The organism is Bacteroides sp. 3_1_23, from assembly GCF_000162555.1.
In the GTDB taxonomy this organism is placed as follows: Bacteria; Bacteroidota; Bacteroidia; order Bacteroidales; family Bacteroidaceae; genus Bacteroides; species Bacteroides ovatus.
The window spans coordinates 523,175-539,285 of record NZ_GG774949.1; the positions used below are offsets into that span (position 1 = coordinate 523,175).

Genomic DNA, 16,111 nt, shown 5'->3' on the forward strand with positions numbered 1-16,111 from the left:
AAGAGGCTTACGCAAAAATATCACTCCGTAGAATATAACCGATTACGTCCCCTTTACGCACATTAGCACCTTGTTGTGCACATATCTCCACCACACGTCCGGTAAATCCGGTCAGAATCTTTTCATATTCCCCCCACGGAGTAGAAAGATAACAGAAGACTTCGTCATGCTGATATTTGCGTCCGATGAAGGGCGCAATAGATGGCCCCTCTACAGAAACCTCCCAAAGTACCTGCCCATTATCGGGAGCAATGACAGGATCTGCCTTGGCACGCTTCAACCTCTTGATATCTTCTTCCGAATAGCCGCTCTTGGCCATAGCCGCATCCTTGGCGCGTTGCAAATCATCCTCGAAACGTTTCTTGGCAACACCCGACTTATAATCACGATACTGGCGATCGTGCATGGCCAGTTCGAAAAGCTCTTCGTCATCTTCCCCATATTCCCAGCCATTCTCATCCATTTCCTTACGGTATTCATCCAAAGCATCCGGATAATTCAGCTGCGGATCAGTATCGACAAACTCATATCCTTTAGAATTCGCCAGTTCTACAATCTCCGGAGCAAGTTTACCCGGAAGACGCCCACTCTTACCCAAAATCATATCCCAGGTATGATTATCTATCATTGTCCAGCGTTCCTCCCCTTTTACCAACTGCATAAGATTCATCAATGCAACATTCTTCACGTACTGACTGAAAGGAGTCACCAAAGGAGGATAACCCAACTTAGGCCACACATATTCCACTTCGTCGAAAAGCATTACCAGCAAATCGTCAAGACTAAGTTCAGGTTCGTTCTTACTCTTTAATATCATATTGATACCGGAATGCACCCCCTTCAAGTCTGCCATCATAGACCCCATCATACCACCCGGCAAACCACATTTCAATAGAAGTGAAGACATATATTTGTTGGTAGGATCCATGAAGTAACCCAGAAAATCATCTATGAATTCCTGCGTCATCGCACGAGCCTTCATATATGCTTTCATATTAATATCCGGAACCTGAAAACCTAAATCTTTCAACATTGCCTGTACCGAGATCACGTCCGGATGCACTTTACCCCAAGACATGGGTTCCATAGCCACATCAATAATATCCGCACCATTCTCGCAAACCTCGAGGATGGATGCCATAGACAATCCCGGCCCACTATGACCATGATATTGTATCAATACATCCGGATGTTTCTCCTTGATAGTCCTAACCAATTCTCCCAACATACCCGGGCGACCAATACCTGCCATATCTTTCAAACAAATTTCAGGTGCACCAGCCTCAACCAGCTGATCGGCAATTCGAGCATAATATTCAACGGTATGCACCGGAGAATAGGTGATACAAAGAGTTGCCTGCGGAATCATACCTGCTTCCAAAGCATATTTAATGGAAGGAATGATATTTCTCGTTTCATTCAGCCCACAGAAGATACGTGTGATGTCCACTCCTTGCGCATGCTTGACTTTATACATCAGTTTACGCACATCTGCCGGAACCGGGTACATGCGCAACGCATTCAATCCGCGATCAAGCATATGCGTTTGAATACCCGCTTCTTTAAAAGGTGCGGTAAAAGCACGGACGGCCTTATTAGGATTTTCGCCGTACAACAGATTCACTTGCTCAAAAGCACCGCCGTTTGTTTCAACTCTGGCAAAACAACCCATCTCAATAATCAAAGGAGCAATACGGACAAGCTGATCAACCCGAGGTTGATATTTACCGGAAGATTGCCACATATCCCGATAAACAAGACTGAATTTAATTTCCTTTTTCATCATAGCCAATAATAAGTGATTTTTTCTTCGGTTAACTTCACATATACAAATATAAAGGTTTAAACTGACATATAGTCAAATAATCACCTTAAAAAATAGAACTAAAGAGATGTTTTACATCATAATGTAAGAAGATCATCTCCATATAGATCCATTTGTTATAAATAACAAATCAAATTGTTTTATGTTCGCATTTATTTTTTTAAGAAATGTTTTACTGACATATATACAATAAAAGATGCACAGATCACCGATCATAAATCGATTCTCTGTGCATCACTACTACTCTAAAGACACTTTTAAGACAAAACTAACTAAATTATGCAGCCGGATCCGGTGCTTCCCCGTTATCTCCCTTACCATCATCACCGGAATCAGGATTACCGCCATTATTACCACCGTTACTACTTCCATCCGTATAATCCGTTTCAATCTCCACACGACGGGTAATACTCATATCTTCCAACGTATCCTTAAAGATTTTTCCCGGATAAAAAATAATTTTTCTTTGAACGATCGACTTGGACGAAACATCTTTCTCATCATCCGCACTCTTGGCACGGATAGTAGGACTGAAAATACCGAACTCACCCAACTGAACGCTCTTTCCATCGTCAATATCCTCGGCCATTTTATCTACCAGACCGCTGACCACCAAATCAACCACCTTACGATGGACACCACAAAGCTGACTCACCTTGCGACACATCTTTGCAAAATTCACCTTACCGGAACGAACCGATTTTGCTACATACTTTTCGTTTTTGTCCTTGTCAAAACCGAACACACGTTTTGTTACTACATACTCTAAAGCCATAATTGTTAAAGTTTAAATGGTTAAAAAAATAAAGGTTATCTGTTTGTCATTCTCTTTGTTTGAATGACTCTGCAAAGATATAACAGGGCAGATACCGCTCAGTCCCCTTTTGTCCCTTTTATGTCTCCTTTTAACAACCTGAAACTTACAATTACTTAGGCATAAACATCTATTAGACAGCGTTCTATATGAATTAATTATTTTTTCTGTAAATCAGCGTTCAACAAGATACTGAACCTGCCAACGGATGGGACTCCTGTTTCAGTCCGCATTTGCAGAACAGATTCATCCGGTTTATTTTCTATTCCACAGGAGTTAATTTGTGTTTTTGAAGTGTATCACAAACAGGAGGCCATATAGGCAGACACACTATCCCTTCCTTTACGCATAGGTTCCTAGGATGAATCACATAGCATTTCTCCTATGCGCTGATAAAAACTCTCGTTGAACCTGATAAGCGAACAAATGGTATACTTGTCATTCGATTTTACCTCTATTGGAAAAGTTTTACATTTTAGGATAAGTAGCCCGGTATCACCCATATAGTACTTCACATAAGTCCTGTCTTCATTCAGCGAGAGTCCCAACCGAGTCACTTACCTTATTGAAATCCATCAGAAGATAGCTTCGGTATTCATTCTTTGTGAACTCTTCCACAAGAGTGGATTTACCTATCCACCGGGCACCTTCTATTAGAAGTGCCTAAGTGCCTGCCGCCTATCGTTTCCAAACAAACAGTTTGTTATACATTTTAGTTTAAATATCATGTTATTCACTATTTATCATCTTATCAATACACAAATTGAATACTATATTCCACAATACGCACTTTCCCGTATTAGATTTGCATCAGCCCGATAAAGTGTACCAACTAAGAAAGTACATATTATTTATATAACATTATTTTACCACTTCACATGTGTAACAAAACAAAATTCAAGTCAGAAACATCCCCTTACACAGAAAAAAGCTGATCTTTTATATTAAATCCCCGTCAACGTTTCTAATAAATTCTTGCACCGTTTATTATAAACGGTATCCGAGTTTATTATAAACTCTAACTTCCCTTTTCCATAGAAAGCAATCGAATATATACAACAAAAAAGGCTGCAAAACTCCTAGAAGTTTGCAGCCTCAAGCTCATTGGTGGGTTACTTATACCCTAATCCTCATAAGGATCTCCTAGATGTTTTGTTATAATCTTATACTGTTTTGCAGTCAGATACCGATGATTATACGGCAAGTACCCTGTTGGTATAAGTTCTTTGACCAACGGGTTGCAGTCTTTAATCCATCGGCTCAGACAACGCACTGCATTTTTACTAGTTGTACATCCGGGGAAGTACATCACAGCGAGTACGGCAAAAGATAAGAATCGTTTCATTCGTTTTTAGTTTTTTATTCGTTGTTTTATGTTTCACATCTACAAATATACAACATAAAAAAGCCTTTGTCAAGTCCTAAGAGACTACAGGCGTTCATTAATAAATGAACGCCACACATAAGCCACTGTGTATCATATCCTTACTAATAAAGATTCACCTATAATGCCTGAGGATACTAATCTGTCTCCAGCTACAAAGAGTGTTTTGACTGCTATGGAGTAGATGCAGTGATGATTGGCCGTGCCAGCTTCGGTCGTCCATGGATATTCAAGAAAGTTCTCCGTTCATATTTTCCTCGGTATCAACCTTCCCTGCACTTTTCCTGTATTGAGAAGGAGATTTACTAAATGAATTCTTGAAACACTTACTAAAATAAAAGGGGTCATTAATACCTACCTGAAAACCAATTTCTGATACATTCATTTCGGTCGTTAGCAACAGTTCTGCAGCCTTCTTCATTCTAAGTACTCGCACGTACTCATTAGGAGAGCAACCTACGATGCCTCTTAGCTTGTTATAAAACGTAGTACGTCCGATATTCAATGCCGAAGTATACGATTCAAGTTTGAACTCAGCATCACCCATATTCTTCTCTACGATGGCATTTACTTTATCCAAAAACGCTTTATCCCTGTCAGTGGCACTTATCAGCGGCTGTAACGTACCCGGCTCAGTAGCAAATTTTCGTTGTAATTTCTCACGTTGTTCAACCAATTTCACAATACGAGCCAATAAATATTTCATACTAAAAGGCTTCGTTATATAAGAATCCGCTCCGGCTTGAATACCTTTCAACTGATGTTCCTCAGATGAATAAGCCGTTAATAAGATTACAGGAATATGACTAATGTTGAAATTGGCCTTTAAACGCTTTGTAAATTCCAGCCCATCCATCTCTGGCATCATCACATCACAAACCACAATATCCGGCTGTTCCCCTATTAACTTTTCAAGTCCCTCTACTCCGTTAGAAGCCGTCGACACAGTAAAATACTTCCCAAGTTGAGCTTCAATAAGGTTACGGACATCATCGTCATCATCAATCACCATCACTTTATATTCTTTAAAAGGTTTATTTACCGATGTTCCTAGAATTTCTGCCGCACGTTCCTCTGAAATAGATATATCAGTAGTCAGTTCCGTCATCGCAATTTCTTTATCTTCCTTTATAGTCTCTATAATGTCGGCAGGGTCATAATTTTCATCCGACATCGGGATAGTAAGTGAGAAGCAAGCACCTCCCAACAGCGAATCCACATAAGTTACCTGTCCTTTATGTACCTTAGCCAATTCCGCGGTCAAATGTAATCCGACACCAGTTCCCTCCGATGCATAATGAATCTGTTCAAAACGTACGAACAACATTTTTTGCTTATCAACAGACACTCCCGGACCATTATCCGAAACACTCATCGTAAAGGTGTCATTTACCACTGAAAAGTCAAGTTTCATCACAATCTTACCCCCTACTGGAGTATTCTTAAAAGCATTGGACAAAAGATTATAAGCAATCTTATCCATTTTACTCCTATCAAGTAGCATAGTCTGTACAGGTTTATTAGATTCAAACAGGTATTCTATTTGCTTCCTGGCAGCCATATCCTTAAACGTCAGATAAATATCATAAAAGAAGCGTTTCGTATCTGTTCGCTCAAGTTTTAGTTCCATCTTATTATTCTGTAAACGACGAAATTCCAATAACTGATCTACCAATCGGAGCAAGCGCCCCGAGCTTTTTGAAAGCAGACTCAACTGTTTACTTACAGAAGAAGGCAGATCTCTTTGATTAACCAAATCCTCAATCGCCCCACGAATAATCGTCAACGGAGTACGAAACTCATGGGATATATTCGTAAAAAAACGCAATTTATACTCGGTCAATTGTTTCTCGACCTCCACTGCCATATTCAGACGATGCATCTTGAGAACAAGCCTCGATGTGAAATAAATGATGATTATCCCAAGGACAATATACAAAAGAATAGCTTCAGTAGACTCCCACCAAGGTGGAAGAATTATAATCTCCAAAGTTGTTTCCTGATCACTCCAAACTCCGAAACTATTGCATCCTTTCACTTTGAAAAGATACTTTCCTGGAGGAACATTTCTATATGCAGCTACATTATTACGTGATGATCTATTCCAATTAGACTCATATCCGTCTAAATAATAAATATATTGATTAAGCTCGGGAGCATGGAAGTTCAGCATCGTACATTCCAAATTAAAGGAATTCTGATTATATGCCAGAACCACCTTCCGGGTATTGATAATACTCTCAGTCAAAGGAGAATCCAGGCTTTCCGGTGTCACAGGATTTCCATTAATCAAGAAACCGGTAATTGCCACTTTTGGAGCATATGTATCAAATGTAATACCGGATGGATTAAATGTATATACTCCGTTATAACTGCCAAACATCAATTCTCCATTCTTTTTTTTCCAACAAGACAGCTCATTAAATATAGAAGCATGGCGGTTGTTTGAGAATATAAAATTCTCAAAACGCTTAGTATTTAAATTAAATTTCGAGATACCACTCTCCGTACTTACCCAAATAAACCCTTCTTCATCTTCCAAAATAGCTTGAATCGTTTCATTGGATAAACCGTCATCTGCCCCATAATGTTCAAAAGTAGATTGTTCTAATGATTCCCCTTTCACTAACAAATTAAGTCCTCCTCCGGTAGCTCCTAACCAAATACGCCCTTTACTATCTTCAAAGACAACCTTAACCTCATTGTGCCCCAAAGATTGTTGATCTTCAGCATACAAATGCAAAACCTTAAAATTCTGTTGATCCTCTATCAATCCATCCGGATCAAAAACAATAACTCCATCATTGGTTCCTATCCATACAATCCCTGTCTTATCTTGAATAATAGAACGCATCATATTCTGATGTCTATTATCAAAACTGAATTGCTTGAACCTCAACTGTTCCCGGGAACCTTCCGCAAGATGCAGCCCCCCACCAAAAGTTGCTAGCCACATACGATTTTTACTATCGCGCATTATGGTAAAGATATTATTGCTCGAAGATGATTGCCTGGTCTGATCATTCAGCGTATATTCTTTTATTATCCTGTCTCCTTGAGGAGATAGAATTAATAATCCCCCTCCTTTTGTTCCCAACCATTTATAACCAAGAGTATCTTCAGCAATTGTAAAGGGTAAACCACCTGTAATACGATGCTTATATAACTGATGTAAAGTAGAATCACAAACTTGCAAATTTCCATCACGCGTACCAAACCAATATCTTCCCTCTACATCCTGATAAATTAAACGAACAGCATTATCCCTATCAGCATTACCACCAGGAGTTGGATAAAATATATCAAAAGGATAATTGGTTAAAGAGATCTTATTCACTCCTCCCAACTCTGTACCTACCCAAACTTCTCCAGAAGTATCCTCAGTTATACAGAGTAAGTAATTAGTGGATAAATCTTTATCGGCAGTATAATGGTATTTTTTTCCCGTATTCTCATCAACAGCAAATAGGCCATTACCAAATGTAGTTATCCAGATAATATCCCTTGAGTCATGATATATCTGGAAACGTTCCTGATTTATTAATGAAAGGACATCAGCAGGAATCAATGTCAAAGGCTCAAACGTATTATCAGTATGATGTCTCCATAGCACTCCCGACATATTATATACCCAAATGTGCCCCTTATTATCAATATAGAAGTTCGCATTACGCGGACTTGTCCCCTGAAAGAATCTTTCTGGGGAAACCCATGTTTTATTAATAGTATCAAATACAAACATACGTTCATTTGTAGCAATCATAACCAATCCGTCATTTAACACACATGAGCGGGCATGTCTCGCAGGTTCCGTTTGTGTAGGAACAAATAAAATAGCAGGCAAGAAATATTTCCGCAAATTATCAAAAATCAGAATACGATCTCCAGCTATAAAATACAAATCATCTAATTCCTGTGCGCCCCAAAATGTTGTTCCCTCCAACATTGTATTCACCTTATCATGAGCTACCATGAACAATTCTTTATCAGCTCCTATCCAAACTCTACGATCCGAATCTTCAAAGATAAATGTCACCGACTTATCCCGCAATTTCTTCTCTGTCGGTCTCCAAGAAACCAGTTCTCCATCTATGTGGCTCACACGACAACATCCTTTATCTCCCCACATCCACACATCACCATTAGAAGTAACCATTATTTGGCTAAAAATCTTAGTAGTATTCTGCGGATCATAATCAACAATTTTTTCCAATTTCATATCATAGCAGAAAAGAGTATTTGAGAAAGTACGTATCCAAATATAGCCATGTTTATCTTCGGTAATACTGCGAATTCTACTATCCGGTGATGATTGAGAGGTGGCAATTCCCGGCTGTATCACAACAAAATCCTTTCCGTTATAACGATTCAAGCCATTAATTGTTCCCATCCACATAAACCCATGACTGTCCTGCATCATACATCTAATTGTATTCTGTGACAAACCGTTGCGATCTGTGATAGTACTGATATTTAAAACATCAAAAGCAGCTACTCGACTGCAAAAAAGCAAAAGAATTAGGATTATACGGGCACTCCACATGGTGTTTTGATTTAAAGAATAACGCAAATATAAACGATAATATCGAAAAATCCTGCACAAAATCCCTAAGAATATGGCATTTTATGCATGTTTGAACTGGGGTACATGGAAATGTACAGCCGTCAAGGTACATTATAAGCAAATCGCATACCTTTGCTCTATACAAAGTCAGAGAGACCTATAAATAAACAGGGAATATATAACAACCACATTATTTATATATAAAACAGTAACGTTTATGAAAAACATGTATTTAACAGTAGTACTAGGAATACTGGTTCTCACCGGATGCAACAGCAATGAATATGGTGGACCAGATACCCCTGGTGCAAAAGCTGAAATCTGGGGAAGTATAAGCAGTCCTCAAACACGCTACCACGGCTCCATGTGGGGTCAGGGAGAATGTATAGGTGTATCCGTTACCGGAGGGGATACAGGAAGCACTAATATCTTATATCAATGCTCCGGAGAAAACGAACAACTTTTTACTGCTGTAGGTGACCATAATGATATTTATATCAAAGGAAATGGTAAAGTCTCACTGACTGCATATCACCCTTACACCGGTATCAACGGTACAGCAGGAGGGCTTGTTACAGTAGACACCAAAAGTGAAAATCAAACCGCAACTAATCAACTCAATATCGATTGGTTGTTTGCCGAAGCCACTACTACCCGAAGTAATCCTCTGATCAATTTTCAATTTACACATCAACTGAGCCAACTTAGCTTGATCTTCAAAAATAAAGATGAGAGTAAACCCGAAAATGTTTCTTACACTTTAAAAGGATTTATCACAAAGGGATTCTTCAACACCTCAAATGGCACAACCTCTTTAGGAACAGAAAGCGAAGATGTAAGTGTACTAGTGAATGACAATACATCAACAACTTCGACATTAATTTTATTACCTCAAGAAGTAGTACAAACTACAATAGAAGTGGTAGCCGATGGGGTTTTTTATGAGAAAACAATAGATAATATAACATTAGAAAGCAATAGAAGACACCTATACACGGTTACTCTGGGAGGAGAAGGAGAAAATCCTAGTATTACCATCACAGAAAGTGGCATCACAGATTGGCAACCTGGTAATGGAGGAAATATCAACTCTACAACTGATGCTCCTGAAACAGATACCGCTTTTGATTCTTCCTATTGGAATAACTCAGGTGAGACACAAGATATAAAATCGCAATCAACCGAAAAATAAAAATAAGGAAATATTTTCCCTCATTTCTAATAAATATAAAAAACAAGAAGATATGAAACGAAATATATTTGTATATACGATAGCACTTGCATGCTCTTTACTTATAGCGGCATGTTCACAAGACGAGAACATTACTCTTTCAAACAATGATAAAAATAAGATTCTAATTAATATCACAGATAAAGCTATATATAATAGTAGCAAAACCCGTGCAACAACAGATGAAACATATAAAACAACATTCGAAAACGAAGATCAGATAGGTTTGTTCGCCGTTAAAAATGGAGAAATTGCAGGCTCAATTAATAATGTATGCCTAATTTACAACAAGACTCACGATGTATGGATACCTGCAAATGGCTCTTTATTTTATAGCAGCGAACTGGAAGGAGCCACTTATTATGCATATTATCCTTATAAAGAGGAAGTTAGCAATTCTTTTAAAGCATCCATTGAAAACCCTTTTGCAGAAATCATAAGTAACTGGAAGATAGGTGCTAATATGAGTGGAAGTGAATATACCCAATATGACTTGATGACAGGCTCTGCAGAAGCTGAACTATCCGGTAAGAATTACTCACTCAATCTAACATTAGAACATCAAATGGCAATGGTAGTTATTCAGTTACCGTCCACCACATATGAATTTACAAACCAAGGAACAACAATAGCTCCATACAACATTCCTGCTGCTAATCCAACATTCAAGCTAACCAAAGGAGAAAGTGAGAATATAGAAGTGCAACCATATTATGAACCAAGCACAGATAAATATCGCTTATTGATAAACCCTACAACTACTTATAAAATAAATGGCACTTTCATTTCAAGCGAGAACAAGCAGTACGAAATCGCAATTACAGGAATAGAAAAAGGAACATACGCACCATACACTGTTGATGGTGGAACAAAGAAAATACAGCACGAACTGAAGATTGGAGATTTCTATTGTGCAGATGGCACTTTAATTAAAGCAGATCAAGATTTAGAATCAGAAGATAAAACCAAAATCATTGGGGTCATTTATCAAATAGGGACCACTGAAGCTATAAGAAAAGACTATCCTGAATGTACGCACGCACTGGTATACGCATTAAAACGTAACGAAGGAACCGGACAAAGATGGGGAACCGTATCCAGTGTTAGCAATAAGACATGGTATACAGACATTCTTCCTGCACCAGTCGGTACAAGTTCAGTCAACGGGCAAAAAATTCCAAATGAAGAAGAGTTTTCAAATACTGGCTACCAAGATACCAAAGCATGGTTAAATTCAGACATCGCTGTTGTTGGAGCAGATATCAACTCTGTTGTAAAAGAGAAACTTTCCAGCTATTCAGTCCAGGCTCCATCATTCACGACCGGTTGGTATGTTCCATCAGTCAAAGAGCTACTTATCATACAAGAGCAAAATACCACTATCTCAAGCAGCTTAACCAAAGCCGATGGAGAAACGCTATGGCAGGATTCTTCATGGGAGCGATTAACTTCCGGAAGTGGTTATTGGACATCCACACTACGTAGTGAGTCAACAATATGGGTATATACCGGACTTAATGAGGAAGGACATCGAGAAAAGAATTATCTTGCCCTCAATCTAAAAACAAATTCATACTACCGCTTCGCACTAGCATTTTAACACTTAAAATATCAATAGCATTATGAAAAAGATTATTTTAATTATCTCATTAATCACCCTTAGTCTGACAGGCAATGCACAGATTATCAAAAACAATCTTCTTGATGGATATAAAACCGGAGACAAGTTAGAGAAATCGGCATATATTGAGCCTAAAGCAATGATTCAAGAAAATACTTGGTGTGCTGCCTATACTAAAGATCCCAAAGCAGCAACAACATCAAGTCCCATAATTGGAAAAGAACTAAGTTACCCCGAATATCAGGAAGGTGGTCCATCCATACAATTCGGATTTGAGGATGGGATAAAAGGGACACGTTCCAGTGTGTATTCTATGACATCATCCGGCAAAACATATCGGCAAGGTAGTTATTACCTTGCTTGCCTTGTCAACTTCTCAAAATTAGGAACTAAAAAACCTAGTGAATTTTTAGCATTAATCGCTAACCATGTAGGCGGTAGTGCACGCGGAAACATATATGCACATCGTAATGAAAATGGCAAGTTAAAATTCACAGTTGGACTAGGTAAGAATCGTACGGAAGTTCCCAATGAATACGATTTCAAGAAAACCCATTTACTCGTATTAAAAGTAGACTACACTAATAATCGAGTAGAATTATTCGTAAATCCGTCTCTAAAAGGAGAAGAGGCCCAATCTGATGCCATGGCTAAAGGAGAAGAAGGTGCATTAAAAGCAGGATTAAAAGCAATATCTATCAGAAATAACCACACATATCAAGGAAATATTGGAAATATTCGTTTCGCCGGCCGCTGGACCGATATTACTACTAAATAATACATAATATTAAAACACTATTTCCATCATAAGCTCTCCCTTATTTGCTAGATATACATTTATTTCCAGATAAACAAGGGAGAGCTTTTTGCACAAATCTTTCTAATTCATCATTTTTTTAATAATCTTTTTGCGGCTTCTGCATAACGTCTGCCTAGTATTATTTGGCTGTCTGCATCAAAATGAGGATCTTTCTCATTCTTCAGTGGCTTTAGCCCCTCGGACGAAACACAGGCGCTATTTGGAAGAAAAGAAGAAATATCCTTAATCATATCGTTAAATGGTTTCGTTCCTTCAGGTATATAAGGCTTCTTTGTCCAGTTCCATTCTGCCAATTGTCCTACAATGACAGGTAAATCAGGTATTCCCAAATCATTACGAAGATCCGTCATTAGCTTTATTATTTTCTTTTTATATCCTTCAGGATACTGACAATCTGCCTCTCCCTGATGCCAAATAATAGCTTTCAGTTTGCCATATTTCATTGCTTCCTTAGTTCGGCGTAAAGCTTCATTATAATAGAGCCCACCTGTTTTTTCTGTGCTCTTCAACCAAGAGCGGATGGAAGTACCGCCACGAGCATTTACTATCAAGCCTACCGGATGTTTTTTAGAAGCCATTGCTTTAGCAAAACTATATACAGGTCCCAAATATTCACCGGTAAGTCCCCTTCCGATAGTAGAATAACGATTTAAAGGATTTACTGCTAGCTCAAACTGGTCTTCGGCATTTAATAAATAAACATTCTGCATCGTATCCATCACCGCCGGAGAAAGTTTTCCTCGTCCGGCCATGTTAGATTGTCCAATACAAAGATACAAATCCATATTCTTCACAGGCTTGCCTGCATATACCATAGGTATTCCCAGTAACAATATCCCTACAAAAAGGGTGATTACATTTTTTCTCATTTTATTATTCTATCTTTTAAAAATTCAACTTACTATTTTCCAAAAATTCAACCTCAATAATTGGTAAATAACGTTCTTCATCCGCCTTTTCCTGTACGCGTGTATTTGATGCTTTATCTTCTACCTCAACAATTTCTCCGAAAGCATCTTTCACACTAACAGATCCCTTCAAACGGATAGTTATATTATCCGTACGCATCGGCATTGTTTTCAAATGTATATATCCCAAATTTCGTTCTGTCTTTCCACTCCAAACGAGGGTATTTCCTGCATATACCTCTAACGGATAACTATTCTTACGCCACCCTCTTAACTTCAAACAGACATCATCAATATTCGCCTCACGTTCAAGCTGGTAAGTAATCCAAGCCGTACTAAGCTGCCCATCATTAGTCCATTCACTAAGTTCATCATCATCATAACTTTTCGCTACATTCTGGCTATTAGCACCTGCTTTAGCCGAAACAATGCCTATATTAACTTTTTTATCTCTATATGAAGAGGATAATGGCGTTTCACCTTTATCTAATCGTCCTTTCAATGTCATTTGTGGCAAATAGTTACTTACCCCATCAACTTTTTCCACCGGAATAGTTTCTAAGGTTATAGAAGCCTCAGGAAGGCCTTTCGCTTTTGCTGTAAGTATCAATTTCCCGGCTTTCGTTGTACTACGGATAAGAACACGATTTACTCCACATTCTACAGGTAAGTCCTTACTAAGGATATAATTATCCTCACCCTGCGCAATACCACCGCGCCATTCAGCTTCACCTTTCAAATCAAATTTGACAATCCGATTATCCAATGGACAACGTTTTCCATCCTTATCTACTACCTCGAATTGAATAAGTGCCATATCTGCTCCATCGGCATGAAAACCTTCCGGATTTTGTATAGCTGTCAATCTTATATTTGTAGGCTCACCAACAGTAGTCAAGACATAGCGGCTCAATTCTTTTCCAGCCTTATTATAACTGACAGCCTCCAGTTTACCCGGTTTAAATGCCACTTTATCAAAAGTAAACAAAAAATCATACTCACGTTCTCCTTCACCTAATAGCCGGTCGTTCAAAAATAATTCCACTTTTTCCCCGGTAGATACTACATATACAGGTTTCACCGTATTTTCCGGATAATTCCAGTGACCAATTATATAAGTCTGTTCAGATTCTATATCTACCCAACCATTCCACATCACCTGATGCGCAAAGAACCCGTCTTTCTCTATACGCATAGCATCAGTCACACCACTACGACGATAATTTTCTGCTCCACGAAAGTGTGTATTACTATCAGAGAAAATAATCTTAGTTCCTCCAGCATTGATTCTCAATCCAGTCCCTGGACGCTCACGCCAATAATCATACCAGCGACGGACTAATTCAACCGCAAACATATCCTGATTATGATTATAGCTCTTGGCAGATCCTCCACGGTGTAAAGGACCGTCACCTTCCTTATGATACGGATAACTATAATCATCCCAATATTTCCTTAATCCTTCATCTCGACAATATTCCATTGACCACATCGGATGATGCCTACTCTTATTAACATAAAGCATTTCACCACCATATTCTGCTTCACGAATATCAAGCATCTCACGAGAACCAATAGCACGTCCACCATAAGGATCATATTTATCACGTATTGCTTTCATTTCCAACATATGTTCACGCTTAATCCCCTTATTTCCACATTCATAAAACAAAATACTCGGATTATTACGATTATAAATAATTGCATCACGCATCAGTTCTGTACGTTGTTCCCATTGACGTCCCTTGGAATCCCGCTCCTGATCACCTGCTGGCATTGCTTGTATTAATCCGACACGATCACACGACTCCACATCCTGTTTCCACGGAGTAACATGCATCCAACGCACGAGATTAGCGTTACTTTTCACGACTAAATCATTAGAATAATCACTCAACCATGCAGGAACAGACATTCCAACTCCCGGCCACTCATTAGTTGTACGCTGTGCATAGCCTTTTAAATGAATCACACGGTCATTCAGCCAGACTTTACCTTCGCCAAATTTTGTTTTTCGAAAACCTGTTCGAGTATTCACTTCATCAACAACCTCATTATCTGCATTTACCAACTTTGTTTTTACCGTATATAAATAACCATATCCCCAACTCCAGAAATGAAGATTATTCACTTCAGCCTCCGCTTTTATAATCTTTACCTCTTTTGATTTCAAGCACACATCAGGCCCCTTGAATACTTTGACATTTTTTCCATCTGCATCTACTAAAGTTACCAAGAAACTAAATTTCCGTGATTTATGACTGTCATTCTTCACTTCCGATTCCACATGAATTTTAGCCTTCCGGTTTTTAATATCAAAATCTGTTGCATAGACATAAAGTCCAGTTGTTTTCAAATTATTATATAGTGGCAAAGTCTGATATACATCATTCGTCACATGCAAAAAAACATTTTTAGGAATGCCGCCATAGTTACAATTGAAACGGTTATCATGCCATTGAAATTTTGTATTTGTACTTACTTCCTTATAGCTCCAGTCATTATCTACACGTACAGCCATAACATTATCACCATTTTTCATATAAGGAGTTAAATCAAATCCCACCGCCATAACTCCATTTTCATGCTTGCCCAAATGATATCCATTCAAATAAAAATCAGCTCCCTGACGAACTCCTTCAAACTCAACAAAAACCTTACGAGCATCTAAAACTGCAACTTTAAAGTGCTTACGATACCATACTATTGTATCAGTCAGTTGGTCAATGGCAACTTTAAAAGACTCATTTTCATTAAAAGCTCTTGGAAGAGTCACCATATTCCAATCACTATCCTCAAAACCAACAGCTTGTGCATTGGGAACATCACCTATCTTCAATAGCCAGTCACTATTGAAATTATATTTTTCACGTCCTGCCGCACACCCCTCTGACAGGCTGAAAACGCATAGAATAAATGTTATTACTAAAATTCGCTTCATCAT

The 16,111-nt window shown here is 38.5% G+C and carries 9 protein-coding genes and 1 pseudogene; 4 read left to right on the plus strand and 6 right to left on the minus strand.

Annotated elements, in window-relative coordinates; genetic code table 11:
- Positions 1 to 7: 7 nt before the first annotated feature.
- The 3 genes from HMPREF9010_RS22045 to HMPREF9010_RS22035 form a co-directional block, all read right to left on the minus strand.
- A complete protein-coding gene (locus HMPREF9010_RS22045) occupies positions 8 to 1,783 on the minus strand; it encodes an oxaloacetate decarboxylase (protein WP_032852574.1) in 1,776 nt (591 codons plus the stop codon).
- A 319-nt stretch (positions 1,784 to 2,102) separates the two neighbouring features.
- Entirely contained in the window at positions 2,103 to 2,600 is a 498-nt protein-coding gene (locus tag HMPREF9010_RS22040; protein ID WP_004302663.1) for an HU family DNA-binding protein, read from the minus strand.
- Positions 2,601 to 3,762: 1,162 nt separating this feature from the next.
- Positions 3,763 to 3,984: a DUF4248 domain-containing protein gene (locus tag HMPREF9010_RS22035; RefSeq protein WP_004302664.1), complete on the minus strand. Its 222-nt coding sequence runs from the start codon at positions 3,982 to 3,984 to the stop codon at positions 3,763 to 3,765.
- A gap of 195 nt (positions 3,985 to 4,179) precedes the next feature.
- Here HMPREF9010_RS22035 and HMPREF9010_RS26005 point away from each other — a divergent pair.
- A pseudogene (locus HMPREF9010_RS26005) lies at positions 4,180 to 4,263 on the plus strand (tRNA-dihydrouridine synthase); the annotation flags it as partial.
- On the opposite strand, the gene HMPREF9010_RS22030 reads toward HMPREF9010_RS26005, so the two are convergent.
- Complete coding sequence (locus HMPREF9010_RS22030; RefSeq protein WP_008646712.1) at positions 4,253 to 8,443, minus strand: two-component regulator propeller domain-containing protein; 4,191 nt, start codon at positions 8,441 to 8,443, stop codon at positions 4,253 to 4,255. The pseudogene HMPREF9010_RS26005 and the gene HMPREF9010_RS22030 overlap by 11 nt on opposite strands.
- 361 nt (positions 8,444 to 8,804) lie before the next feature.
- Between HMPREF9010_RS22030 and HMPREF9010_RS22025 the strand changes: the two genes are divergently transcribed.
- The 3 genes from HMPREF9010_RS22025 to HMPREF9010_RS22015 are packed head-to-tail and all read left to right on the plus strand — an operon-like array spanning position 8,805 to position 12,217.
- Positions 8,805 to 9,779, plus strand: a complete 975-nt coding sequence (locus HMPREF9010_RS22025; protein ID WP_008646713.1) for a fimbrillin family protein — start codon at positions 8,805 to 8,807, stop codon at positions 9,777 to 9,779.
- Positions 9,780 to 9,831: 52 nt separating this feature from the next.
- Positions 9,832 to 11,418, plus strand: coding sequence for a fimbrillin family protein (locus tag HMPREF9010_RS22020; RefSeq protein WP_008646714.1), 1,587 nt, complete (start codon positions 9,832 to 9,834; stop codon positions 11,416 to 11,418).
- A gap of 22 nt (positions 11,419 to 11,440) precedes the next feature.
- Positions 11,441 to 12,217 (plus strand): hypothetical protein, encoded by a 777-nt coding sequence (locus HMPREF9010_RS22015; protein ID WP_004302668.1) that lies wholly within the window; start codon positions 11,441 to 11,443, stop codon positions 12,215 to 12,217.
- 110 nt (positions 12,218 to 12,327) lie between these two features.
- Here HMPREF9010_RS22015 and HMPREF9010_RS22010 read toward each other — a convergent pair whose 3' ends face one another.
- Positions 12,328 to 13,128 (minus strand): sialate O-acetylesterase, encoded by an 801-nt coding sequence (locus HMPREF9010_RS22010; protein WP_004302669.1) that lies wholly within the window; start codon positions 13,126 to 13,128, stop codon positions 12,328 to 12,330.
- 16 nt (positions 13,129 to 13,144) lie between these two features.
- A complete protein-coding gene (locus HMPREF9010_RS22005) occupies positions 13,145 to 16,111 on the minus strand; it encodes a glycoside hydrolase family 2 protein (RefSeq protein WP_008646715.1) in 2,967 nt (988 codons plus the stop codon).